Genomic DNA, 24985 nt, shown 5'->3' with positions numbered 1-24985 from the left:
CGGGCCCAACGGCATCCCTCAAGGCAGAACCAGCTCACCAGCAAACCGGATGCACGCCAAGTCCCGCATATGTCAGAGTCGTAACGCTCCCTCACCGAACGGAACCTGCGCGATGACCGACTCCAAGACCATGACCCTCTGGCGCCCGTGCGGCCCGTCCGAGCTCGAGCTGGTCCGCGAGTCCGGTTGGACCGCCTGGCCGCCGAGGCTCCCGGAGCAGCCGATCTTCTACCCGGTCCTCAACGAGGACTACGCGATCAAGATCGCCCGCGACTGGAACGCACCCCGCGACGGCGTCGGCTACGTGACCCGCTTCGAAATCGACCGCGAGTTCGCCGAGCGCTACCCGGTCCAGCAGGCCGGCGGCAAAACCATCCTCGAACTCTGGGTCCCCGCCGAAGAACTCGACGAATTCAACAACCGCATCATCGGCCTGATCGAAGTAGTAGTCGAATACCGAGCCGACCCGAAAACCTGACACGAAAAGGCCCGGACCAGGTGGCCCGGGCCCGCTGCCCGCCTTCGCGCCCTCACTTGCAGGTGACCTCTAGGCTGACGGCCATGTCAGTGAACATTCACCTGTACCTCGACGTGGACGGCCTCAAGTCACCGGACGAAGCCGACCGCATCGGGGCTGCGGTGAACCTCCTCATGAAGGACCACGGGATCGAGTCGTGGATGGTGGTGAGCGTCCACCACGAACCCCCCTCCGTCACCGCACGCAGCGAGCCCGACCCCATCATCGTCCGCGGAGCCCGCGAGTGGACCAAACAGTTCGAGCGCGACATCGAAAGCGCGATCCGCACCATCGCGCCCTGGGCCCGCATCGACCTCGAATGGGACTACCCCGACCCGGCGTGACACCCGCCCGCGGTGCAGCAGGGCTACCGCCGGAATCGTGGCCGCACAAGAGAATAGGCCCAGACCATCTGGTCCGGGCCTATCTCATGCTGCAGTCCTTCCCCAACTCTGGGGCGCGGAGACCGTGCTGCTCCGATGTGACGGTTGTGGCGAGTGGGTTGCTGTTCTCTGCTCGACCTATGCTCAGCGGGGACAACATTGCTAGGAGGGCTGCGTTGACGCGGCCGTATCTAAGTAGGGCATGGCTTCTAGGCCAAATGCGTTCGCGACAAGTCTGTTCGGCCGACTGACAGCATGCCGCTCGGAGGATTGCAGATCGTCATCAGATTGCTACGATATGAATTCTCTTCACTCCTCACCCCTGGATGATCCCTATGGCGGCCAACCCCATCCATGTCGAACACGTACGCCGACACCTCGATGAAGCCCTCGTCCCGCATATCGACATCGAGGACATCAAGAACCTGCCCGAGGAGAACCTCGCTGAGGCTCGCCGCAGCAGGGCGCTCGCAGCGCTCGCCGTCCAATACCTCACCAAGTGCTCCGAGACCGACGCCGCGATGAGCGTCATCGACGGCAAGGACGACAACGGCATCGACGCGATCGCATGGGACCTCGACGCCGCGCACCTCTACCTCGTCCAGGCCAAGTGGAGCAAAGACGGCAAGGCCAGTCTGAACGCCGAGGCGGCCGGCAAGCTCGAACGCGGACTGCGCCTGATTACCGACCGCCGCCACGAGGAGTTCAACGCCAGGTACCAGGAACTCGTCGACTACATCGACCTCGTGGTCGACCAACCCCGCTTCAAGGTCACGCTGGTCCCGATCCTCATGGGCACCGCGAACATCGACGAGCGAGCCGCCGGGCCCATCACCGACGTCGTCGCGGAGCTCAACAGCGTCCACGACTGCGCCCGCGTCGAGTACCTGAGGCTCCCCGAGATCCACCGCATCGTCGCCGACGGTGTGCACACCCGCCCGGTCGACCTCAAGGTCCACCTCGAGAACAGCGCCTGCGTCTCCGAGCCCTACCTCGCCTACTACGGGTGCGTCTCGGCAGAGGAGCTTGCGAGCTGGTACGACGAGCATCGGGATCGCCTGTTCGACAAGAACCTCCGCGACGCCCTCAACGGCAGTGATGTCAACGCATCCCTGCACCACACCCTCGTGAACGAACCCGACAATTTCTGGTACTTCAACAACGGCATCACCGTGCTCTGCAAGAACATCGAACGGTCCGGCCGCGGCGCGCTCCGATACTCCGGCTCCGCGAACCTCCTCCTGGAGGGGGCCTCGGTCGTCAACGGTGCCCAGACCGTGTCCACCATCTTCCGGGCCGTCCGCGAGAACCCCGAGACCGCGGGTTCCGCGCTCGTCTGGATCCGCGCCGTCCAACTCGAGGAGAACGGCTTCGCCGAGCGGGTCACCGAGACCAACAACACCCAGAACGCGGTCGACCTGCGCGATTTCGCCGCCCTCGATCCCACTCAGAAGCGCCTGCGTGACGACTTCCGATCGATGAACCTCACCTACATCGTCAAGCGAGGCGAGCGCGAGATCGACCCTGACAAGGGCTGCGACATCGAAGAGGCCGCGCACGCGCTCGCCGCCGCGGCGAGGACCACGGATGTCATCGTCGACGTCCACCGCGATCCCAACAAGCTCTGGCTCCGCGAACAGGGCGGCCGGTACTCCCAGTTGTTCCACCCGAAGATCCGCGAGATCCGGGTCTGGCGGACCGTTCGGCTCTACAGGGGCACTCAGCGTCGTATCAGCGAGCGAGAGAGCGGCCTCGAGAAGCGGGCCAAGGGCTTCGCGAAGAACCTGGGCCATCTGGTGGCACACGTGGTCCTGCGTCACCTCGTGGACGAGACGATCGAGCGGCCCGGCCGCGAGTGGGTCGACAAGACGCTCTCCAAAGTCTCGGTGACCACTGACCGCGTCCTCGACTTCCTCATCGCGGAAGCGGACCGCCGCTACGTCAACTACTTCCCCGCCTCGCTCGCGAACAGCTTCGAGCGCTGCCGTGAACTCGCGCTCGCCGCCGCCGACCACCTCGCCGCGGACGGCCCGGCCCCGGTCCTGTCGCCTGAATACCGCGGTGACGTGACGAAGCCCCGAAGCGAGACTGCAGCGAAGACGATCTACAACTACGAGGCCATCGAGCCCGACACGAAACTCGAGTTCCGGGCGCTGACCGCCCGTGAACGCAAGCTCGTCAACCACTGGCTGAACACGGACCAGACCCGCCGCTTCGCCAAGTACATTCCGAGCAAGACCAAGATCCTGCTATGGGAGCACGACGGACTCGCCTACACGGCGACCGGCTTGACCAACAAGATCTGGCGGGAGGCCACCGGCAAGAGCGATCGAGCGATCCAAGGAACCCTCTACTGGTACGTTCCCGGCCGCGGCTCCCTGGCGGACATCGCCGAGGAGGCCCGCCGCGATCACGACGGATCGGACGCCTCCTGACGGCCGAGGTCCTCCCGATACAGCGCCACCGCGAATTCGAGAATCCGAGCTGCTCGGTTCTCGTAACCCAACCAGTCGAGGTGGTCGGGCTGCGCCACGAACACCGGCTCGTCCCTGCACCCGATCACGGCTGTCCCGATCCGACGCGCCACGCCATCGCGAAAGTCCGCCAGCACGGTATCCGACAAACGCGACCACGCCAGCTCTACCACCAGGCCGTCGATCTCGATGCACCCCAGTGCGACCCTCCAGGAGGAAAGGACCGGCCGCCGCACTGGATCAGTGATGCGTGTGGCGGCCGGCCCCGCCGGGAGGCGATCAGTTCGATCGTGTCGAGCGTTCAATCGACGGCCTTCCCAGCGTGCGGGCGGCAATCGGGACACCAGGCGCGTTCGTGGAGGTGAAGCCCTGGCGTGTAATGCCACCCGGCTGCCTCGACCCGGCGCGCCATCTCCCCGTAACCCGAGGCGGAGAAACGGAACGCGCCGGGGCACAGGCAGCATGACACCGTGACGGGCCGCCCGGACCCCACCAAGTCCGGGCCGTCGACGGTGTCGGATCGATGCTGATGGAAGACGACGGCGCGATAGCCGCCTTCTCGTAGATCCGGCGCGGCCGCGGCATCGGGAGGAACCGCCTCGGCCGCGGCCGCGCCGGTGGAAGCGGCCAGCACGCCGCCGCTCCCGGGATCGCCGTCCCCACCATCGACGGCAGTGTCCGAAGGGTCGAGCCGCAGCGCGAAGACGCTGCGCGCAAGGAGGTCGGAGAAGTCCTTCACCGCTGGACCTCGTCCCCGGGCCGCTCCTGGAATCCGCCGAGCAGCGCATCGATGGCCGCGAAGGCCAGGTGCTTGACCTCTTGCCTCCATTCGGCCGGATTCGACGACCACAGCAGCCCCTGCCAGCGGATGAGCCGGGTGGACGGGTCGAATGGCAGGCACACGATCGCGATCTCCGGGCCCTCGTCGTGATGCAGGCGAACCCCGATACGGTGCCCGCCCGCGCTGGCGCGCAGCACGAAGGTCGTTCCGGAGGCGTTGACGAACTGGCCCAGGACTCGGCCGGGTTCTAGCGGCGGTCGCTGCCCTCGTGTCATCGCGTCGCTCCCAGCTGCCATAGGTGAATCGCTTGTGGACTCCAGTCGTTGTCGACTGGATGTTGCGACAAGCCTAAGAGCAGCGAAAACGATGACACAACGATGAAAACTGGCAGGCGAGTCGGTCAGCCGTGCCGGATCGCCAGCTGGAACGGCCAAGAGGTGGGGGACAGAATGTCCATGCGAATTGTCCCGAGAGCAGTTCGGAAGAGAACGCGCGCTACTTCGAGTCTGCGGCGTTCCGGGCGTCCTCGACGAGGACCCTCAGGTCCAACTCGCCGTCGCGGACGCCGCCGACGAACGCTTCCCACTCTTCGGGGGTGTAGATCAGGATCGTGCCCTCGGCGTCGTCGGCCCGGCGCATCGCGACGAGTCCGTTTGCGGCGAAACCGATCTCAAGTTCACCGAGGGTGCCGTCATCGGCATCGGGACGCTCCCAGCGCGCGGTGGCGGTGTCGAACTGCCCCTTGAGGGGGTGCTCGCGGACCGGCTGGTTCATGGCGCTCCTCGGGGTGCTGGGAGAGGCGACGGGCGGCGGGCTCTCGGGCTCCGCCGCCGTCGCGATCAGTGGTGCTGTGTCGGGTGAATCCTCGGACCGCTGGCCTCCACGCCGGGCCGATGGACTCACGACTGTGCGGGGGAGTCCTTCACCCAGGCGAGCAAGCCGTTGTAGCTGCTCGCGCTGACAGTGAGGATGGGACGGTCGTCGGCCAGCTTGCTGTCGGACACCTGCGGGTTCTCGCCGTTGAGGCGCACCTCGACGCAGTTGTTGTTCTGGTTGTTGGCGCTGCGGCTGGACTTGCGCCACGGCCCGATTTCGGTCATTTCAGGAAGTCCTCCAGTTCAATCGAGTGGCCTGATGCCACCTTGAGGCCACCGGTGAAGAACTTACCTCGCGTCGAGTCTGCCGAGACGAACCCTGAACCCCGTGGCGACTGGGCGTGAATCACGGTCTCCTCACCGCCGTCGTACTCCAGCAAGTTGAGTTCCCAGGTTTGCAGTTCGTAGGGGCCGGCGGAGAAGGGGACCACTCGTATGTCGGCGAATGGAAGTGCGGCAGTTTTTCGTAGGTCTGCCAGGATCTCGTCCCTCTCCGGGCCGAGATTGATGGTCAACGCGGCCTCGCCCATGATGATGAGCGCGGGGCGCTTTGACACGATCCAACGTTCGCGCCGTTGCTGCCGGAACTTGATGCCGCTGTCCCAGTCGGGCTCCGCGTCGAAGTCGACCTTCGTGGTAGCTCGGATCCTCCTGGCGTAGGCGGGACCCTGGATGAGCGAAGGGAACAGGGAGAACGAGTGGAACGCCATGTAAGTGGCATTGTCCTCGCACTGCTGGTAGAACCAGCCGTTGTCGTCCAAGGCGCTCGCATACTCGCTGCACCAGTCGTTTGCCCTCGCCGCCTTCACGAGGTTCGCCATGTGGTCGGTGAGCGCGGGCGGGGTCCGGTAGAAGTTCGCCAGCGCGAGCACGGTGCCGAGTTTGATCCCGCGATACCGGCCTGATTCCAAGCGGCCCAGGGTTTTCGGCGAGCAGATGTCGCGCGGGATCTCGGTCTTCTCGTACCCTCGCGGGTAGTAATCCCTCGGTCGGGTCCGCTCTGAGATGAGCTGACGAGCCAGCTCCATGAGTGGGGGTGGGCCTGGAATCGCGTCGTCGCTTTCCGTCATGGGCAGAAATTGTAGAGATCGTGAGCGGTTCATTACAAGATCATCTGGCGCATCGTACGCGTGTCGGATGCTGTCGGAAATCCGACTGGCGCTGAGTTCAGTTGCGCGGCTTCGGCTCCCAACGCTGCGTCTCAGATCACATGAGTGTCCGTCGGTCGCCTCGAGCCTGACTGACCTGCGGCGCTCGGAACCTGCGCGTTTTGCAGCCTGCCAAGAACGGAGTGCCGACGACGTGGACGAAATGCACCCGCGGCGGTCGCCAGTAAGGCTCGCATCCTCCAGGTCCGCTCCGCGGCGGGCAATGGATCGACGGCCGCCCGAAAGGCTCGGGTTGAGCCGGGCGCGGTCATCAGCCGGGCGCGCGCGAAGCGCCGCAATGCGCGAGGATGTCTCTTCACGCACCTGCCGCCGAGTCGCGTGCACCGGTGCCGGTTCGGAAGACGGGCATGGGCTTACGCTGGAAGTCCAGTCTCTGTCGTCGAATGATCCTTGTAAGGAGCAATGTGAGCGCCCTCGGTAGCTTCATCTGGTCGATCGCCGATCAACTTCGGGGCCCATACCGCCCGAACCAGTACGGCAACGTGATCCTCCCGCTCACGATCCTGCGACGTCTCGACTGCATCCTCGAACCCGACCGCGAGACGGTACGCGAACTAGCCGCGAAGCACGACAACCCCAACCGGCTCAAGATCGAGGTCAAGAAGGCGACCGGCAGGCCCTTCTACAACACCTCGAACTACTCCTTCGAGAACCTGCTGGCCGACGCCGACGGGCTGGCGGACAACCTCGCCGACTACATCGACCGGTTCTCGCCCGATGTCGACGTGTTCGAGTACTTTGACTTCAAGAAGCAGATCCTCGCCCTGGAGAAGGCCGAGCTCCTGCGCGAGGTCGTCACGTCATTCAAGGCCGTCGACCTGCATCCGGACGTCGTCTCCAACGCCGACATGGGCGATGCATTCGAATACATCATCCGCAAGTTCAACGAGGCCGCGAACGAGACCTCCGGTGACCACTACACCCCACGCGATGCGATCCGCCTGCTGGTCGACTTGCTCTTCGCCGACCTGGACGTCGAGCTGACCGAGCGAGGCATTGTCCGCACGCTGTACGACCCCACCGCCGGCACCGGCGGCATGCTCACTCTGGCAGAGGAGCACCTGCTTGCGGGCAACCCCGATGCGAGACTGAGCCTATACGGCCAGGAGTACAACCCGCAGTCGTATGCAATCTGTAAATCCGACCTGCTGGCCAAGGGGCACGATGCGACCAACATCGCTTTCGGTAACACGCTTACCGATGACGCGTTCAAGGGTCGCCAGTTCGACTACTGCATGTCCAATCCGCCTTATGGCGTCGACTGGAAGCAGTACGCCAAAGCTGTCACGGCAGAGCGGGATCAGGCCGGCCCTTACGGCCGATTTGCTCCCGGCCTCCCGTCAACCTCGGACGGGCAGATGTTGTTCCTCCTCCACCTGGCCCACAAGATGCGGGCACCGGAGGACGGTGGCGGCCGGACAGGCATCGTGATGAACGGTTCGCCGCTTTTCAACGGTGCCGCCGAGTCCGGTCCCTCCAACATCCGCAAGTGGCTGCTGGAGAACGACCTCGTGGATGCCATCGTCGCGCTGCCGACGAACATGTTCTTCAACACCGGCATTGCCACCTACATCTGGATCCTCGACAACGCCAAACATCCCGAACGTAGGGGCTTGGTCCAGCTCATCGACGGCACTTCGTTCTGGACCAAGATGCGTAAGAGTCTCGGATCCAAGAACCGTGAGCTGGGCGAGAACGACCGCGCCAAGGTGGTGAGGTTGTATGCCGATTTCACCGACGCCGACCCGGACTTCTCGAAGGTGCTGCGCAACGACGAGTTCGGCTACTGGACTATCACTGTGGAACGCCCTCTGCTCGACGAATCCGGCAAGCCAGTCGTTGACCGGAAGGGCAAGCCCAAGCCGGACACGAAGAAGCGCGACACCGAGAACGTCTCGTTCACTTACGATGGCTCGACCGCCGGAGCGGCTGGCAAGGACGAGGTCATCCAGGGGTACTTCGATGCCGAGGTGAAGCCCCACGTGCCCGACGCCTGGATTGACTGGGCCAAGGTCAAGACCGGTTACGAGATCCCCTTCACCCGCCACTTCTACAAATACGTCCCGCCCCGTCCGCTCACGGAAATCGACGCTGACCTGGAAAAGCAGGTCGCTAAGATCCTCGACCTATTGCGGGAGGTCGGACAGTGATGGCGACCGTGCCGCTCAAGCGCCTGGTTGACCCGGCCCGACCAATAACCTACGGAATAGTCCAGGCTGGCGAAGACGTGGCCGGCGGCGTCCGATACATCCGACCGGTCGATATGGACGGCCATCGAGGAGTCGATCCAGATGCGCTCCGCACAACTAGCCCGGAAACCGGAGCCGCTTACGCACGATCCTCGCTCAAGCCGGGAGATGTTGTGATGTCGATCGGCCCGTCCTTTGGCAAGACGATGGTTGTGCCCGAGGAACTCAATGGTGCCAATCTCACCCAGGGAACCGCGCGGGTAGCAGTGCAATCTGATGTTCACGCGCGTTACATTGTCTGGGCTCTCCAGTCGCAGACGTCTGTGGATTTCTGGGAGACGTCGATCGGCGGCGCAACGTTCCGCGCACTCAATCTAGGACCACTTGCAGAGACCCCTATCCCCGTGCCTTCTCTGGAGGAGCAGCACACGATCGCTTCCTACCTCGATCGCGAGACCGCCCGCATCGACACGCTCATTGAGGAGCAGATGCGCCTGATCGAGCTGCTCCGCGAACGGCGAATAGCTGTACTTGCAGCCCTTATGGAGTCGCTTGGGGGCATGACAAGACTGAAACACGTTTCCACTGTTCAGACTGGGGTCACGCTGAACGGTGAAGGTGATCCCGCCGCCCCAGAGTGGCCGTACTTGCGGGTGGCAAACGTCCAAGTCGGGTACATGGACCTGCGAGAGATTAAGAGTGTCCGGGTACCGCTTGAACGGGCCGCGGCGTCGATGCTCCAGCCTGGAGATGTCCTTATGACCGAGGGGGGAGACATCGACAAACTCGGCCGGGGAGCGCTCTGGCGCGGCGAGGTGCCGAACATGTTGCACCAGAACCATATCTTTGCTGTGAGGCCGAGTGAAGTGCTCGACCCTGAATTCTTGGTGTACTGGCTGGACGGCCCAATTGCTCGCACGTACTTTCGCACGACTGCAAAGCAGACGACTAATTTGGCAGGCACCAACAAGTGGACTCTCGGGAACCTGCCTGTTCCAGTGCCACCAGTGGTCGAGCAGCGTCGAGCAGTTGAGGCTCTTGACGAGGAAACCACGAAGATCAGCGCGCTGATTGCGGAGACCGAGCGGTTCATCGGACTCGCCCGTGAGCGTCGTTCGGCGTTGATCACGGCGGCGGTGACGGGGCAGATCGACGTGCAGGAGATGGTCTGATGGGCGGCAAATCGGTGCGGCTGTTCCTGGTGGACGGCACGTCGGGTGGTCTGGTGACCGCCGAGATCATGAACTGGACAGGCCAACTGATCGCCGGTCCTCGGACCGATCTGCCGGCCCTGGTGAAGCGGGAGGAGTCGCGGAAGACAGGGATCTACCTGCTCCTCGGCGAGGACCCGGCCAGTCCTGGCGGCACGATCGCCTACATCGGTGAGAGCGATGATGTCGCCAAGCGACTCGTGCAGCATGCGCGGCCCGAGACGAACGGCGGGAAGGACTTCTGGAACCGTGCGGTCGTCCTGACCAGCAAGGACATGAACCTCACCAAGGCTCACGCGAGATACCTGGAGTCCCGTCTGATCGTGCTCGCCGCTGCGGCGGGTCGAGCCAAGCTTGCGAACGGCAACAACCCTCCGCCTGTAGCGCTGCCCGAGGCGGATCGATCTGACATGGAGTACTTCATCGACCAGGCGAAGATCGTACTCCCGGTCTTGGGCATTAATCTGCTTCGGTCCACCAAGGCTCCGTCAGTCGCGTCGTCGACCAGTGACGACATCACCCCTGAGGCATCACCGGTATTTCGCATGATCAGCAAGCGGGCCGCCGTTGATGCCACGGCTCAGGAGATCGATGGCGAGTTCATCGTGCGTGAAGGCTCGCAGGCTCGCCGCGAATGGATGGCGGGCGACCACAGCTACAAGAAGCTGCGGTTGCAGTTGGAGGATGACGGAACGCTTGTGCTCGCCTCGGACGGCCTGTCGATGACGTTCAGCCACGACTACGTATTTGCGAGCCCAAGCGCCGCTTCGGCAACGGTGTCGGGCCGGGCCTCGAACGGTCGAACGGAATGGAAGGTCGACGGCACGGCGACGACATACGGTGAGTGGCAGGAGAGCATGCTCGCAGAGGCGATCGAGGAGTCATCTGAAGATGGCTGATCACAACGAGATCGTCTTCGAATCCGAAATCTGCGAGTACCTTGCCGCCCATGGGTGGCTGTACTCGGCGAATGACGCCGAGTATGACCAGGAACGGGCGCTCTTCCCCGAGGACCTCTTCGCATGGCTGGAGGAGACCCAGCCGACGGCGTACGCGAAGGCGTTGAGGGCCGCAGGATCGCAGGCGAAGTTCCTCGACGTGCTGACCACAGCGCTTGACAAGCCCCTCGAACACGGTGGCGGAACCCTGAACATCCTCCGCAACGGAGTGCAGTACATCGGCGGCGGCCGGTTGAAGATGGCGCAGTTCCAGCCCGAGACCAGCCTGAACGCGACCACCGTCGCCCAATACGGGACCATGCGGGTGAGGGTGATGCGGCAGGTGCACTTCTCCACCGCGGACAAGCGCAGCATCGACCTGGTCTTCTTCGTCAACGGACTTCCCGTCGCCACCGTCGAGTTGAAGACCGACTTCACCCAGTCCCTCAAAGAAGCGATCAACCAGTACCGCAAGGACCGGCACCCGATGACGAACGGGCGGGTGGAGCCGCTGCTGTCGTTCGGGCATCGGGCGCTGGTGCACTTCGCGGTCTCCAACGACCTCGCCGCGATGACGACCAAGCTCGAGGGCGAGAAGACGCACTTCCTGCCGTTCGACACCGGTCACGACAATGGCGAGGGGAACCCGCCCGGCACCGACGGGCGGTCGTCGACGGCGTACCTGTGGGAACGGGTGTGGGAGAAGCACGCCTGGCTCCACATCGTCGGCCGGCTGATGATCGTGGAGACCAAGGAGGAGTGGGACGTCGCCACCGGCACCTCCGTCCGGCGTACGAGCATGCTCTTCCCCAGATTCCACCAGTGGGAGGCCGTGACGAACCTCGTGGCCGCAGTGCGCGAGGAAGGGGTGGGGCACCGCTACTTGATCGAGCACTCCGCAGGCTCGGGGAAGACGAACACCATCGCTTGGACCGCCCACCGGATGGCCCGGCTGCACGTGAACGACGAGAAGGTCTTCGACTCGGTGATCGTGGTCGTCGACCGCTCCGTGCTCGACGGGCAGCTCCAGGACGCGATCCGGCAGATCGACGGGTCGGCGAAGATCGTGGCCACGATCAGCCCAGAAGACGTCCGCAAGGCGGGCGCGAAGTCGAAATCCAAGTTGCTTGCGACCGCCTTGCAGAACGGCGAGCTGATCATCGCGGTGACCGTGCAGACCTTCCCGTTCGCTCTTGAGGAGATCCGAGCCGACAAGGGCTTGAAGGGCAAGCGATTCGCAGTGATCGCCGACGAAGCCCACTCGTCGCAGTCCGGGCAGATCTCGTCCAAGCTCAAGGCCGTGCTGACCGCCGAGGAGGTCAAGGAGATCGAGGACGGCGGCACTGTCGATGTCGAGACGGTCCTGGCCGCGGAGATGACCGAGCGAGCCGAGTCAAAGAACATCTCCTACTTCGCGTTCACCGCGACACCGAAGAACAAGACCCTGGAGCTCTTCGGCCGCAAGGGATCTGACGGCAAGCCGGTCGAGTTCCACCTCTACTCGATGCGGCAGGCGATCGAGGAGGGCTACATCCTCGACGTGCTCAGGGGCTACCAGACCTACGACACCGCGCTGAAGATCGCCGGCCGGGCCCAAAGCGGCGACAGCGGCCTGGTGGAGGAGTCTGCGACGAAGAAGGGGCTGATGAAATGGGTGCAGCTGCACCCGACCAATATCAGCCAGAAAGTGCAGATCATCGTCGAGCACTTCCACGCCAACGTCGCCCACCTGCTTGACGGTAAGGCGAAGGCGATGATCGTGACCGACTCGCGCAAGGCCGCGGTGAAGTACAAGAAATCGATCGACGCCTACATCGCGAAGCAGGCTGCCAAGGACGCCTCGTACAACTACCGCACCCTGGTCGCTTTCTCCGGCTCGGTGGCGATGGCAGAGGACGAAGAGTGGACCCCGGACTGGGGGCCGCAGCCCAGCCGGGACGACGAGTTCACCGAAGCCAACCTGAACCCCGGCGCGGGCTCAGACCTGGCCGCCGCCTTCAAGGGCGCGACCTACACGATCATGCTGGTCGCCAACAAGTTCCAGACCGGGTTCGACCAGCCGCTGCTGTCGGCGATGTATGTCGACAAGAAGCTCTCTGGAGTCACTGCCGTGCAGACGCTCTCGCGTCTCAACCGCACGTACCGGACCGCTGGCGGGGAGCAGAAGCGCAAGACGTTCGTCATCGACTTCCGCAACAAGCCCGAAGACATCCAGACGGCCTTCGAGCCGTACTTCACCAACGCCACCCTCGAGACCGAGACCGACCCCTACATCGTCGTCCACCTCTCCAACAAGCTCGCCCAGGCCGGGATCTACACGCCGGAGCAGGTGCGCGAGGTCGCCGAACTGTGGCTCGGCCGCAAGGGGAACAACGCGCTCTCGGCCGCGATCGGCCCGGCCAAGAACGACTTCGCCCGCCGCTACGCGGCGGCGATCGAAGCCGAGGACAAGGTCACCCTCAACACCCTCGACCTGTTCCGCAAGGACATCGCCACCTACGTCCGGCTCTACGACTTCATGAGCCAGATCATCGACTACGGCGACCCGTACATGGAGATGCTGTCGATCTTCCTGCGGCTGCTGGAGAAGGTCATCGCAGACACGTCGTGGGCCGCGGAAGTGGACCTTTCCGACGTCGTCCTCGTCGGCGTCAAGCACAACAAGCAAGCCGCGGTCGACATCTCCTGGAAGGGCAACGGCGAGCTGAAGGGGATCGGCGCCGCCGGCACGGGCGCCCGCAAGGAGCCGAAGTACGTCGCACTACAGGTCGTCATCGACAAGATGAACGACCTGTTCGGCGCCGAGTCGTTCACCCAGTCGCAGGTCCTGGAATTCGTGCAAGGACTCGTACAGCGGCTTCTCGACCATCCTGACCTGATCAACCAGGCGAAGGTGAACTCGAAGAAGCAGTTCATGGAATCCCAGGACTTCCAAGCGGCCGTCACCGAGGTAGTGGTCGAAAACCAGGAGGCCCACAACACCATGGCCGACTACTTCTTCAGCGACGGTCCCGGCATCAGCGCCGTCATCGTGGCACTCGCTGACGCCTTCTACGAAGCCGCGATCGACCAGCAGGCCGATGTGTGAGCAGCTGGAAGGGGCATCGAAACCTATCGGAACCTGAACTTCGAGTCGGTCTCAGCTGCAATCGCATGCAGGTGCGCCTTGGCAGATTCCGCACCATGGGCATTTGAAGCGGGGTCGGTCCGCGACGGTCGGGCAGAGCAGGGCGAGCGCTTCGCTGCCGAGCGCCGCATCGATCGTGTCGCCGTCCACCAGATTCGTGACGCCGGATTCAATGACCGTGCTCGTCCAGAGCACGGGGAATCTTTCCTTGCAGCTGCCGCAGATTCGGGTCCCCCACTGTGCGCCGCATTCGCATCGGCAGTGGTAGGTGCTAGAGCGGGCCTCGAATGCCACCGGCCCAGTTCCAGGACACAGTGGACAGTTGCTGATCAGCCGCAACGACTGTTCGGCGGCGTCGACTCGAGCAATGACCTCCTCGGCGGGCTCAGGACGCGCGGACCTGGATCGGGCGGTATGCACGGAGGACAATGCTCGGATCTCGTCACGAAGTTCACCCGATTCGCCGGGAGTCAAGGGCTTCGCCAGGATCCAACCCTGACCCTGCGGGCGCAGCCAAGACCTTGGCTTGAGCTGGAGCCAGGGCTCCGCGGAGATCCGGGGAGGGAACAACTGCTGCAGCCGGGTGGCGTGCAGGATCCACCGCAGCGACCGCGCCATCCGTTCTGCGCTTTCGATTTCCAAGGGGGACACAGGGACTACGCCGAGGAGTCGCTGCGGTGTGCCCCTGAACGTCGAGAACCTCCCGGTCCAGTGAACCTGATCCTGCAGATTCTGCGGCAGCGAGGCGCGTTCGGATCGGTCGCCGGGATAAGCGATCACCGTGGACACGGAGCCGGCTCCGTACTTCCGCAGGAGCGCGTCGACCGCCTGTTGGACATGGGCCGCTGAGGGACCCGCGGTGATGTCACTGCTGAACGGGACTATCACGGCGATCGTCTCATTGCCTAGCCGCACCTCGATCCGTTCGTCCGCTGTGATCTGGAGTCGAATATGGAACTCGTGACCGTCCACGAGCTCGATTCGTCTCCCGATTTCGGGAGGGGGTCCGTTCACCGCCTCGAACCCCAGAACTCCGAACGCCCGGAGCACCAGGGCCAGAATGTATGTGTTGTAGGCGGGTTCGAAGTCGCGATGTTGCTGCTTGAGCAGAGCCGCTTGGTCGGCGTCGCGGAGTGCCCATGCTTCCCAGAGCAGCGCTGTCCGGTGATATTTGTGGTTCCCCGTGAGCAGGTTGGTGCGAGGAAGCCGGTATGCGATCGGCGCCCTGCGGTTCGCACGGTCGTAAACCGGCGACGATCGGAGGAGGTTCACCTTCCCGTTCAGGTCCTCCAACGTCTTCAGCGTTGTCGCCACGGGTCCGACTTGGTCCTTTGCGGCTTCGACCGCTTCCGCCAGGAGGTTCGAGAGGCGTCGGCGCTTCCAATAGGACTGCTTCCCCTCCAGGGCCGCTCCGTACCGGCTCAGGTCGCCGAGGTGCCGCATCAGCAAGCGGAGGTCGCTGATGCGACCGCCGAGATACCGCCGCAGCCGGTCGACGAGCTGCGCGGCGACCTGGTTCTCATAGAAGTCGTAGTCGTCGGTGTATCGAATCGCCAGCAGGCGCTCCGGTATGACCCGGTCGAACTCCACGCCGGCCCAGTCCTCGCTGCGACTCGCGAGCCGGACCAGTCCCTCTACCGGCACCCGCCGGGCCTGCGGCGCGCGCAGCAGGACGTGTTCGACCCCGAGGCGGTCGTGCGGCTGCCTGCATACCGCGGTCAGTGCTGGAAGGAGCCGGACGATCTCGGTGTCGAGCGGTGTGAGCCGCGCGTGGTCCGCGACATCGGGGACCAGCAGCGGGGTGCCAAGGATGCCCTGAACGTCATCTGCACGCGCGATTTGGCGGTGGAGATGCACGATGCTCGCCATGACCACCGCAGACGGTTCGGCGTTGGCGACGTCTCCGTTCATGCATGCCTCCGGCGGTGCTCGTCGGAGAAGACTCGAAGGCAACGGTCCGGGGTCGTCCCTTCGAATCGATCCGGCCAGTACGCGACAAGTGCCGATTCAAGGTGGTGCAAGCCTTCGGTCGTCACTTCGAATCGGCTTCGCAGCTGGTGGAGCACCTTGCTCGCGATGAACTGGTCTGCCGCGAGCGCCACGGGGTCGACGGTCTCGTTCTTGATCTTGAACGGGCCGCGGCCGGTCTCGTTGACGGCCTCGGTCCCGCGGGCGGCGACCGCAACGGGCACGAATCGCTCCAGCTGCGCGGTCACACGGGGATCGAGATGAATCCGAGCGACTTCATGCAGATCGTCCTCCAGGGCGTCGAGCAGCGACTTGACCCTTTGGTATGCCACTGCGTGCAGTTTTTTCGCCTGCTCGAAGGCGCGTTCCAAGGCGCCCGCCGAATAGGGCTCTGTGCGGCCCTTGTCGGGTACGAACGGCCGCTTCGCGGGAAGTTCGAGGACGAAGGAGCGGTTGTAGGTCTTGTCGGCGAAGCCGAGCGTGGATTCGTCCTGATTGGCGGTGCCGACGAACCACACGTTGTCCGGCAGGAAGATCCCGGTGCCGTTCTCGTCCATCAGTGAGGGCTTGCGTCCGTTGCCGACGGGCGCGAGCCTGATCGGTTCCTTTTCGCCGCCGTGACCCTGGTTGTTCTCCAGTTTCGACAGCAGCATCGAGAAGTACTGCTCCGGCCGTGAGAGGTTCATCTCGTCGAGGACGATGAAGAAGGGGCGGTCGGCGTACCTCGGCGTCTGCGCCTTGTACAGCGCGAGCAGGAACGGTTCCTCCTGGAACCGGCGCTCGAAGGTGTTGTAGTGGCCGAAGAGGTCGTGCTTGTCCCGCCATCCCGCCTGTACCTCGATCACCTCGCATGCGGTGCCGAGCGCGGTGGCGAGCGCCTTCGGAAGCGAAGTCTTTCCGATGCCGCTCATTCCTTCGAGCAGGTGCAGGTGGCTCATCGCCATTCCGCCGAGTACGGCGCACACGTCGTCCAGGCGGTAGGCCCGCTCCGATTTCGAGAACATCGCAGCCTGAAGATTGCACGCGAGCTCGTGCAGGTCGGGAGTCTGGTCGTCGACGAGCCTGCCCCGCCCCTGGAGCCAGGGGTCCTCGTCGAAGGCGACGCAGTTGGGGAACAGCGGCTCGGTCGGGTCGGGCCGCCCTTCGACGACCTCCTTCAGGGTCCCGCTGAGTTCGGCGATGCGCTGCTCATAGCCCCGGCCCATGACCGCATACTGCTGTTCTGCGTCCGCGAGCTGCTTGACTCGCATGGCGCTGATCCGATCGGAGAGTATTCGGCCGTGCTCGACCTGCAACTCGTAGGCGAGTCGCTCGCGCTCGGCATTGAGCGCCCGGTTCTGCTGCCGGAGCGCCTCGAGCTGCGTGGCCGAAGCCTCGTCGGGGCGAGATTCGAGCTCGTCGCGGAGCTCCTGGACCTGGTCTCGGGCCGCTGCGAGGTCCTTCAGGAGTTGCCGCGGATCGGAGACGCCGACGGACGCCCACCTGTTGCGCAGCTCTGTGAGCTCCGTCGACTGCTCCTTCAGGATGGTGGTCGCCGCGACGGCATCCTCCTCCTTGATGATCAGTTCATTCTCCAGCCGCCGCAGGGCGACAGCCGCGAGCGCTTGAACCTCCTGGTCGAGGTCCTGCTTTCGCCGGTCCACCATCACCTTGTCGCGGTGGAGAGCCGCCCGCTCGTCATCGAAGTTTCGCTGGCGCTCGTCGAGTTCGGCCCGTTCCGTATCGAGGGACTTGGCCCTTCGATCCGCCGTTTCGGCTGACGATGCCAACTCGGCGTCCAAGGCCTTCCTCCGCGATTCGATCGCCGCCTCGCCGATCTGCCGCGCTTCCTCCAATTGCCGCTGGAGCGCCTGCTCCGCGGCGGCGCGACGGGCCGGGAATCCCGAGTCGGCCTCGGACTCGCGCTGGATGAGGCTGCGCTCGAGTTCGTCGAGGGCGCTCGCCTGTTCTCGCAGTGACGCCGCTTTCACCTCGAGCTTCTGTCGTTCGTTTGCGAGAAAGTCACGTTCGCTTCGGTTCTCGTCGAGCGCGGCCTCGGCATCCCGGAGACGCTCGTTCGCCGTCTCCTCGCGCTCCTTCGCGCGTTCGGCCGACTTCCGGTAGAGCTCCTCCTGAGCTTTCAGGCCGTCGAGCGCTTGGAGCAGGCGCTCTTCTTGCGCCGCCAGTTCTGCTGCCCTTCCCGGGGCATCGGCCTCCGCAGCGGGTGGGAGTGGCACGCCCTCGCCGTCGGCGGCTTTTCTGGCCGCGCTGTCGTCTCCAGACCGGTCCACCGCCGCCGCGACATCGGCCGCACGGTCTTTCCTGGCCGCGGATTTTCCCTTGGCCTGCTGGGCGGGGACGTTCTTCCGCTGTTGGTTGCGGCTGTTCCTCGGGCTCAAGTGGCTTCCCTTCAATCGGTGGTGAGGGCGTCTTTCGGTACGGGCACTCGCAGGAATGCCGCGGCGGTCTCGATGGCGAGACGACGAGAGAGTTCGAGTTGCTCGATGTGGATCAGGCCCTGAGAGCCGTGCGCTGCTTCGTTGCGGATCTTCGAAGCGACCGTCAGATCCGTCAGGAGGTTGGGCCTTCGGGCGGCGAGGCCCCTGAACGGGTGCGTTTGCCCATGCTCGGCAGCGGAGATCACGAGGGCCGCGAGTAGTTCCGGAACATTCGACTTATGGGGGTGCCGCAATGCCAACTTGAGCCGCGACTCGTTCTTGGTTTTGATGCACCGATACTCTCTGGGGCCCAATTCGAGGTGTCGGCAAACGTTGAGGAGCTGCTGCCAATCATTGAGCTCTTCTTGTCCACGCACCGGGAACCGGGCGGGATGGTCGAGGACCATCTGGCGGAGCAGCAGCTCCTGGATCTGCCAAGCCGCCGTGGCCGCGATCCCTGCTTGAGACGACTGAGGCCCGGGTCTCCGAGCCAGCGTGCAATGCCGCTCCAGGACGGTGAGCAGTTCCACGAGTCGTCGGTGTTCTCGAATCGAGGACCCGAACCACTGCTCGAAGCGCTCCTCATACTGCTGCTGCAACTGGTCGCTCAGTTTCTCGAACTCTGCGAAGAACGCTTCGAGCGGGCGGTTCATCAAGCGCTCGACCGTGCGCCGAAGTGGGGCGAACTCGTCGCCGCGGGAGACGATCAGGTGCCGCAGCATCTGACTCGACTTGCCGCTGAAGGGGCTGAAGGCCAACCAGGTCGAAGCGCCGGCGTCCCCGCCATCGTCCTTGCCCGACACCAGCACCACCGCGACCGGTGCGTAGACCGGTTGCCCGGTGGTGACCAGGGAGACGCGGGAGGCGACCCGTTGCGGCGCCCTCCGGTGCCACTGGCCTTCTCCTGTTCCGCGTGTGGCCGTCCGGCTGCCGAGTGATACGGCCTCGATGATCTCCTCGGCCGACGGTGTCTCGAATACCGTGCCCGGCGGCACCGGCACCGCGATCGGCGTGATCGGCGTCGACCTGCCGGCGCTCGCCAGTTCCACTTCGGCGCGTTCCCGCGATACCCATCTCGCGCCGACCAGGAGCGGTGACGGTACTGCCGCGGGCCACAGCACGCCGGTGAAAGGATCCTGGTAGACGTGGGTGACGACCACTCGTTGTGGATCGAGGAACCCGTCGTCGAGTGCTGCCAAGCCCTTCGGGGTGATCCCCCCGTGCTCGTCGAGGTAGCGCAGGGTCCTGAGCTCGTCTTTCACCAGCAGGGCGAATTCCGGTTCGAGGGCCAGGTGCGACGCGAATTCGTCCAGATCGCGCAGGCCGGCCCGGGCGAGTCCGAGGATCGCCCGTTGGAACGGATTCACGGAGGGGTCGTGGATCAGCGGCGTCACGACCCGGTACTGCAGCACGGGCCAGAGCACCCAGCGGCGCCTGCCGCGGTAGTCGATGCGGTCGGGGACCAGGACCGGGGTGTCAGTGTCGAATGCCGGCGCCATCGGGGCCCTCGCACAGTTCCCGGAAGGCCACGAGCCCTTCGACGAGTGATCGGCGCCGATCGGCCGGGTCGACCGGGGCGCTCGCCCGGTTCGCCATCTCGGCGTCGCCGACCGCGATCAGCAGGCGGCGTTGGCGGCTCATCGCGACGCACATGCGCTGCTCGCTGGTCAGGTGCCCGTAGCGGCGCTTCCCCAATGGGTCTTCGATCGCGTCGTCGGGGACGCTGGAGCGGGTGACCGACAAGAGGACGACGTCGAACTCCATGCCCTGGAACGCATCGATGGTGCCGACCTTGAGTCGGGGCCGGGGCCGCTCCTCATCGGTCCACTGCATCGACGGTATGAGCCTGATCTCGTCCTCGTCATCATGGGGTACGAGGAGCTGTGCATCGAGCAGCGCCTTCTGAATCTCCGCGACTTGGGACTTGTAGTACGAGATGATGCCGAAGCTCAACTTGCGCTCGGCGTCCGCCTCGGCCAGTGCATTCAGCTCCTGGACGACTCGGCGCGCTTCCCGCGGACGCATGAAGCTGTGCTTGAGCCGGGTCTCCGACCCGTCGTTGGGAACGTCGATCCAACCCGCGACTTTTCCGCGGTAGGCGTCGAAGTCATGCATGAGCGCACGGGTCGATTCGTGCGACTGCAATGCCGATTCCGGTTCGTAGAACACGCGGCTGACGAAGGCTCCGAGCGTCGGATGCATCCGGAACTGCTCGTCGAGGGTGATCGTCCGAATCGGGGCGACCTTGTCCTTGAACTTGTCGAACCATCGTTGGAAGAGGCTGGTGCGCAGGAGCGCGGTGTCGGCGACCTTCCCGGTCCGTTCGAGTTCGCGTTCCAGTTTCTGCTCCAGAACGTGAGGGAGCTGCTTGTGGTCTCCGACCAGGATGACGCGGTCCTTAGCGCAGGAGAGGGGGATCATCAGGTCGAGCGGGTTCGCCCGCGCCGCCTCGTCGACGACTACGGATCCGAACACGGGTATCGGGGCTTCGACGACCAGATGCATTGCGCGCGAGTCGGCTTGCTGAACGGTCGAGGCCAGCACCGAGTTGTAGCTTTGCAGGGTCCCCTGGATGAGTGCGAGGTCGCTACCGAGGTCGTCGAGGTATTTCGCGAGGACACCGCTGATCCCCTCAGCGCCGCTCTGGACGGCGTTCTCGGCGGCGTCGAGGATCTCATGAAGCAGCGCTTGTGCTTCGGGATCGCGAGCGGGCACGGAGGGCACTGACGTGTCGTCGGTCCCCAACCTCCTCAAGGTTCGGAGTTGCAGGGCCGCAAGGGCTTCCAAGAGGCGAGGCTCTGCGGGCGCAGTCAGCCCGGCCGCGGTCTTGAGGAGCGTCCGGTCGTCTTCGTTCAGCTGCGCTGCTTCCTCCAGCTTCGGAAGCGCGTGAAGCGCACGGTTGGGTCCGTCGTCGGCGAACGCTCCGGGGGAGGTCCGCAGCGAGCGTGCCGCTCTGACCGCCGCCTGGTGCTGCGCTGCCAGCAATGTGGCCGTCGACTTATTCCGCACCGCCGCTTGGGTGCGGACGCGGGTCAGCCGCTGTCTGAGCGGCGCGTCGAGTGCGCCGCCGGCGAGTCGTTCCGCGCGTTCGAGCAGTTCCACGAGATCACCTTGGGTCGTGGGTGCCTGATCGTAGCTTTCTACGAGCGACTGAAGCTCGGACAACTGCCGGAGCCGCTCGACCTCCGGCAGCATCTGGGATTGGTGCCGGACGCGTCCCGCGATGTCGTCGCGCAGCAGTCTCGCGCTCTGCCTGACCTTCTTCTCATCGGAGTCGACGCGGGCGGGAGGCAGTCCTTTGTTGCGCGCCTTGCGCACGATGTTGTCGACGGCATCGTGCTGGAAACTCGTCACGAGTGTTCGATTGAACGCTCGAGCGGACTCGCCGAGGGCGTCCAGACAGCGCAGGAGCGCGGTGATGAACTGGGTCTTCCCGGTTCCCGGTGGCCCTTGGACGACCAGGATGTCCGGTGTCTGCAAGGCGAGTCTCAACGCCTCCTCCTGCGATTCGGTCGGCGTCCCGCCGCTGAAGCTCTCTCGGATCACGCGTTCCAGCACTCGCGCATAGGGCGACAGCGAGCGCGGAGCGGTCGGCGGCAGGTCCAGACCTTCGATGAGCCTGGCCAGATAGGGCATCTCCGCGGTACCGGACCAGATTCGCTCTCGTGCGGTTGCGCGCCGCTCCTGGCTGATCCGGGTGCCGGTGAGGGCAAGGAAGAGCACGCCGTGGGTGGGCGGATCGCCTCGTCGGTGGTCGCTTCTCGTTGGTGGTGCCAGATTGACGGCCCATCCTGAGGGCCATGGGCGGCAGACGGTGCCGCGGACAGTGCGGCCGGCGCTGCCTCCGCCGGCCAGTTCCGGGGGGCCGTCCTCCGCCGCCTCGAGCTCGATCGAAGCCGTCTCCATTCTCAGGAGGTTGCGCATGAAGCGCTCTGATTCGCTGCCGTGCACGAGGGAGAAGCACCAGCTTCCGTCGGCGTTGGGCTTCCAGGTGTCGTATCTCGCCAAGCCGAGTTCCTCGGCTTCTGCGATTCGGACTTCGCGCTCGAGCTGGTCGTACGCGTTCCACAGCTGTATGTACGACCGCCCGTCCTCGAACAGCCCGGTGAGGGCCGCGCGCAGTGATTCGGAGGACTCGGCTTGGGTACTCGCGTCGACGAATCGCAGAAAGGCATGGCCCAGCTTTGGCTTCGTGTTGCGTCGATGGCTCACCTCGAGGAGCCGCACGATCTGGTACCGGCCGTCCCTCCACGCGACGTCGGCGGCCCATCGCACTCCGAGAAGGGAGAAACCGCGCTGGAGCGTGGCGCCGTGTTCCGACGGAGAGCTGCTGAGCACGAAGCGAAGCCGGTCCGAGCCCCCTATGGCGGGGAGGGTGAACTCCTCGATGAGCCAGTCCTGCACTTCATGGAACCCGACCTTCGGGACGCCCGTGATGTCGCAGATCCGGTCGATGACGGAGTCGCCGACGCCGATGGGCACCGGCTCGTCCGGCATCGCCGCATTCTCGAACAGGTGTGTATGGACGAAGGCGGTCGTCCCTTCGACATCCGCAGGCCAGGAGACCACGTTCTGCTTCGCGTCCAGTACTTGCCGCAGCAGTCTGACGTCCCCGGCGTCCACTTCTGCGTCGACCGAGTACGCGAGGTCGCGGCTGTGGACGCGTAGTCTGCGGTCCCCTGGAAGCGGGCTATGGCGGAGGACCACCTCTGTTGTGTTCTTGCTCAACCAAGTCGGCTTGGGTTGGCGAAGCCTGAGCTGCAGCAGCTTCAGGTTGCCGAAACCGAGCTCATTCGCGTGCAAGTCTGTTCACGCCCTCTCAGCTTTGAACCGGTAGAAGGACAGCATTCGGTGGAACCGGTCGTCGTCGCCGAAGTGCAGTCGCCACTCCGAGCTGATCCGTTCGGACGTGTTCGAACGCGGCATCAGGCGCCGCCCGCCGCCGCCAGATGGCGGCACCCGGCGCACGGGTTCGCTGCCGAGGTTCTCGATATGGACCGTGTCATCGCCGTCCCAGCGCAGTCGAACCGCTGGTGACTCCGCTGCTTCAGCGATCAACCGCGAATGGCGCTGCGTGGCGATCACGGGACGGTCCTTCATCAGCACGATTCCCTCATTCGAATCGACGCGACCCGGTTCGCGTCCTTGCGGGCCGCGGTTGGCAGGGAGATGCGTCCGAACCACGGCTAGGGCGAAATCCGGTCGAGGTGAGTCGCAATAAGGGCATCGTCTGCGGAGCATGTAGTAGGAGCCCCTGCAGCCGGAACGTCGGCACGCCAGGGTCAGGTCCGCTGCGGCGCCCAGCGCGTTCGCCCATGCCCTGGCCGTCGGGCGCTTCATCGGATCATTGAGGCCGGCCTCGAAGGTGTCTTGCAGCAGTCTCCTGATCCTGGCGGTCAGAACCAGGTCCTCCGGAAGGCCGCAGGCTGAGCGGTTCCGGTCGTCACTGCTGTGACCGGTCCACGGCAGCTCACCGCACAGGGCCCGCTGTTCGTTCTCGACGGAGAGATCGGCGAGGTCCCCGATAAGCGGATGGTCCGCACGGAGGGCCTGGTGGACCAGTACCGCCAGTGAGAAGACGTCGCTGAATTGCGAGTTGCCGCTGCGGCCGTTGTACAGCTCCGGCGCCAGATACCTCGGGGTGCCGATCGTTCTCCCCAGCGCCGAACTCTCCACGGCGATGTTGTCCGGATCGATGAGCCATACCTGATGGTGTTCCCGCGATACCGAGACCAAGACGTTCCGTGGCGACAGGTCGCTGTAGACCATGCCTCGGCCGTGAAGTACCGCGAGGACGTCGGCGAGTCGAGCCAGTAGCCGCAGCCGGCGTTCGAGGCCGCCCCCCGACAAGTACCACTCGACGATGTCCCCTTCGGGCGCCTCGCAGAGGGGCTCCATGGGCGCCATGTCTTCGAGGAGGTCCATCGTGTACCCGAGGTGCGGCGATGCGAGTGACCTGATCGGTCGGGCGATCGGAAGGCCCTCCATCGGAAGCCAGTGAAGCCGGTCGAGTCGTTCAGCGAGCGTGTCGCCGAGCCCTTCGGTCTCCTCCTGGCGGTGGATCAGCTTGACGGCGAACCGGCTCTGCCGCACGCGATATACGGAACCCTGGCCTCCGCTGCCGATGGGCTGGTCCTCCAGCTCGAGCGGGTTTCCGTCGATGTCGGCGATGCTCGACGGCACCTGCGCAGTTGCGGGCGGCGAGAGCCGTCGGGCGCGGCCGTAGGCGGTGATCATGCGCGATCGAAGTCCTCGAGGTTCGGCACCGCGAGACTGGGGCGGAAGGTGCTTGTGACGGTGTCGGTGATCCAGCGGAACAGCTCCGGAAGCTCCGATGCCTGATCCGCCCGCAGCACCCCGAATTCGGGCCCGCTGAATTGGGCGAGCACCTCTTCGGCGTCTGGGGTTCGGTCGGTGCCGATGCCCACCGAGAGGCGCATTGCCTTGCCGCCGAGTCGATTCCCGAGCAATTCGTTCAAGGCCGGCTCCCAGTCGTCGGTGGGCACTCCATCGGAGACGAGTATCAGCGCGGGCTCGAACGCCCGCCCGGACACCGATGCAGGGTCGTCCAGGATTTCCCGTGCGAGGTCGAATGCGGCGCCCATCGGCGTCCCGCCACCGGCCTCCATCGCGACCCAGTTCGCCTCGGTAGCCGGTCCTATCGGGAGGTGCACGCGCGCTTCGGCTCCGCCGAACGTGATCGCACCGACGTGGACCTGTCCCCGGACCGAGTCCATCCGGGCGAAGGCCGAGAACATCGACGCGATGCAGCGGTTGAGGACGCCGATCTTGTCCTCGTGCTGGTTGGGAAGCATGCTGCCGCTGACATCGGCGAGCACGATCACCGGAAGCGGACGAGGAGCCCGCCGACTGGTTGCGACTCGGAGCTCGTGGGGGTTCGGTTGATTGGTCATGTCGTGGAGTTGCCTTCCATCC

General features: G+C 64.8%; 19 protein-coding genes. 7 read left to right on the top strand and 12 right to left on the bottom strand.

Annotated features, from left to right (window positions below; genetic code table 11):
* Positions 1-112: 112 nt before the first annotated feature.
* The 3 genes from BLQ63_RS20960 (at position 113) to BLQ63_RS20950 (ending at position 3335) form a co-directional block, all read left to right on the top strand.
* Positions 113-478, top strand: coding sequence for a hypothetical protein (locus BLQ63_RS20960; RefSeq protein WP_091039482.1), 366 nt, complete (start codon positions 113-115; stop codon positions 476-478).
* An 83-nt stretch (positions 479-561) separates the two neighbouring features.
* Complete coding sequence (locus BLQ63_RS20955) at positions 562-861, top strand: hypothetical protein (protein ID WP_143015024.1); 300 nt, start codon at positions 562-564, stop codon at positions 859-861.
* A gap of 374 nt (positions 862-1235) precedes the next feature.
* A complete protein-coding gene (locus BLQ63_RS20950) occupies positions 1236-3335 on the top strand; it encodes an AIPR family protein (RefSeq protein ID WP_177155040.1) in 2100 nt (699 codons plus the stop codon).
* On the opposite strand, the gene BLQ63_RS20945 is transcribed toward BLQ63_RS20950, so the two are convergent.
* From BLQ63_RS20945 to BLQ63_RS20920, 6 genes are all read right to left on the bottom strand, one after another.
* Positions 3311-3610: a hypothetical protein gene (locus BLQ63_RS20945; RefSeq protein ID WP_091039479.1), complete on the bottom strand. Its 300-nt coding sequence runs from the start codon at positions 3608-3610 to the stop codon at positions 3311-3313. The genes BLQ63_RS20950 and BLQ63_RS20945 overlap by 25 nt on opposite strands.
* Positions 3611-3675: 65 nt before the next feature.
* Positions 3676-4113, bottom strand: coding sequence for a hypothetical protein (locus tag BLQ63_RS20940; protein WP_091039478.1), 438 nt, complete (start codon positions 4111-4113; stop codon positions 3676-3678).
* Positions 4110-4430 carry a hypothetical protein gene (locus BLQ63_RS20935; RefSeq protein WP_143015023.1) on the bottom strand — a complete coding sequence of 107 codons (321 nt, stop codon included), beginning with the start codon at positions 4428-4430 and terminating at the stop codon, positions 4110-4112. The genes BLQ63_RS20940 and BLQ63_RS20935 overlap by 4 nt, the downstream gene beginning before the upstream one ends.
* A gap of 220 nt (positions 4431-4650) precedes the next feature.
* Positions 4651-4929, bottom strand: coding sequence for a DUF397 domain-containing protein (locus BLQ63_RS20930; protein ID WP_091039476.1), 279 nt, complete (start codon positions 4927-4929; stop codon positions 4651-4653).
* A gap of 125 nt (positions 4930-5054) precedes the next feature.
* Positions 5055-5255: a DUF397 domain-containing protein gene (locus BLQ63_RS20925; protein ID WP_091039475.1), complete on the bottom strand. Its 201-nt coding sequence runs from the start codon at positions 5253-5255 to the stop codon at positions 5055-5057.
* Entirely contained in the window at positions 5252-6100 is an 849-nt protein-coding gene (locus BLQ63_RS20920; RefSeq protein WP_143015022.1) for a Scr1 family TA system antitoxin-like transcriptional regulator, read from the bottom strand. Before BLQ63_RS20920 ends, BLQ63_RS20925 begins: the two co-directional genes overlap by 4 nt.
* Positions 6101-6603: 503 nt before the next feature.
* On the opposite strand from BLQ63_RS20920, the gene BLQ63_RS20915 reads away from it, so the two are divergent.
* The 4 genes from BLQ63_RS20915 to BLQ63_RS20900 are packed head-to-tail and all read left to right on the top strand — an operon-like array spanning position 6604 to position 13625.
* Positions 6604-8349: a type I restriction-modification system subunit M gene (locus tag BLQ63_RS20915; protein WP_091039473.1), complete on the top strand. Its 1746-nt coding sequence runs from the start codon at positions 6604-6606 to the stop codon at positions 8347-8349.
* Positions 8349-9560, top strand: coding sequence for a restriction endonuclease subunit S (locus BLQ63_RS20910; RefSeq protein ID WP_091039472.1), 1212 nt, complete (start codon positions 8349-8351; stop codon positions 9558-9560). Before BLQ63_RS20915 ends, BLQ63_RS20910 begins: the two co-directional genes overlap by 1 nt.
* A complete protein-coding gene (locus tag BLQ63_RS20905) occupies positions 9560-10498 on the top strand; it encodes a GIY-YIG nuclease family protein (protein WP_218125391.1) in 939 nt (312 codons plus the stop codon). The genes BLQ63_RS20910 and BLQ63_RS20905 overlap by 1 nt, the downstream gene beginning before the upstream one ends.
* The gene (locus BLQ63_RS20900) at positions 10491-13625 is read left to right on the top strand and encodes a type I restriction endonuclease subunit R (protein ID WP_091039470.1); all 3135 of its coding nucleotides are present in this window, start codon (positions 10491-10493) and stop codon (positions 13623-13625) included. The genes BLQ63_RS20905 and BLQ63_RS20900 overlap by 8 nt, the downstream gene beginning before the upstream one ends.
* A 51-nt stretch (positions 13626-13676) precedes the next feature.
* Here BLQ63_RS20900 and BLQ63_RS20895 read toward each other — a convergent pair whose 3' ends face one another.
* From BLQ63_RS20895 to BLQ63_RS28000, 6 genes are read right to left on the bottom strand one after another with little or no spacing between them, the layout of a single operon-like run.
* A complete protein-coding gene (locus BLQ63_RS20895; RefSeq protein WP_143015021.1) occupies positions 13677-15575 on the bottom strand; it encodes a hypothetical protein in 1899 nt (632 codons plus the stop codon).
* The gene (locus tag BLQ63_RS20890) at positions 15572-18010 is read right to left on the bottom strand and encodes an AAA family ATPase (RefSeq protein WP_143015020.1); all 2439 of its coding nucleotides are present in this window, start codon (positions 18008-18010) and stop codon (positions 15572-15574) included. Before BLQ63_RS20890 ends, BLQ63_RS20895 begins: the two co-directional genes overlap by 4 nt.
* Positions 18011-18021: 11 nt before the next feature.
* Positions 18022-19548, bottom strand: a complete 1527-nt coding sequence (locus tag BLQ63_RS20885) for a hypothetical protein (protein ID WP_091039467.1) — start codon at positions 19546-19548, stop codon at positions 18022-18024.
* Positions 19526-22852, bottom strand: coding sequence for a DEAD/DEAH box helicase (locus tag BLQ63_RS20880; RefSeq protein ID WP_143015019.1), 3327 nt, complete (start codon positions 22850-22852; stop codon positions 19526-19528). The genes BLQ63_RS20885 and BLQ63_RS20880 overlap by 23 nt, the downstream gene beginning before the upstream one ends.
* 6 nt (positions 22853-22858) lie before the next feature.
* Positions 22859-24286, bottom strand: coding sequence for a protein kinase domain-containing protein (locus BLQ63_RS20875; RefSeq protein WP_143015018.1), 1428 nt, complete (start codon positions 24284-24286; stop codon positions 22859-22861).
* A complete protein-coding gene (locus BLQ63_RS28000; RefSeq protein ID WP_177155039.1) occupies positions 24283-24894 on the bottom strand; it encodes a vWA domain-containing protein in 612 nt (203 codons plus the stop codon). Before BLQ63_RS28000 ends, BLQ63_RS20875 begins: the two co-directional genes overlap by 4 nt.
* Between the last annotated feature and the right edge of the window lie 91 nt (positions 24895-24985).

Origin of the sequence: Glycomyces harbinensis, assembly GCF_900101745.1 — a bacterium.
In the GTDB taxonomy this organism is placed as follows: domain Bacteria; phylum Actinomycetota; class Actinomycetes; order Mycobacteriales; family Micromonosporaceae; genus Glycomyces; species Glycomyces harbinensis.
This window is presented reverse-complemented; position numbering and strand designations above follow the sequence as displayed.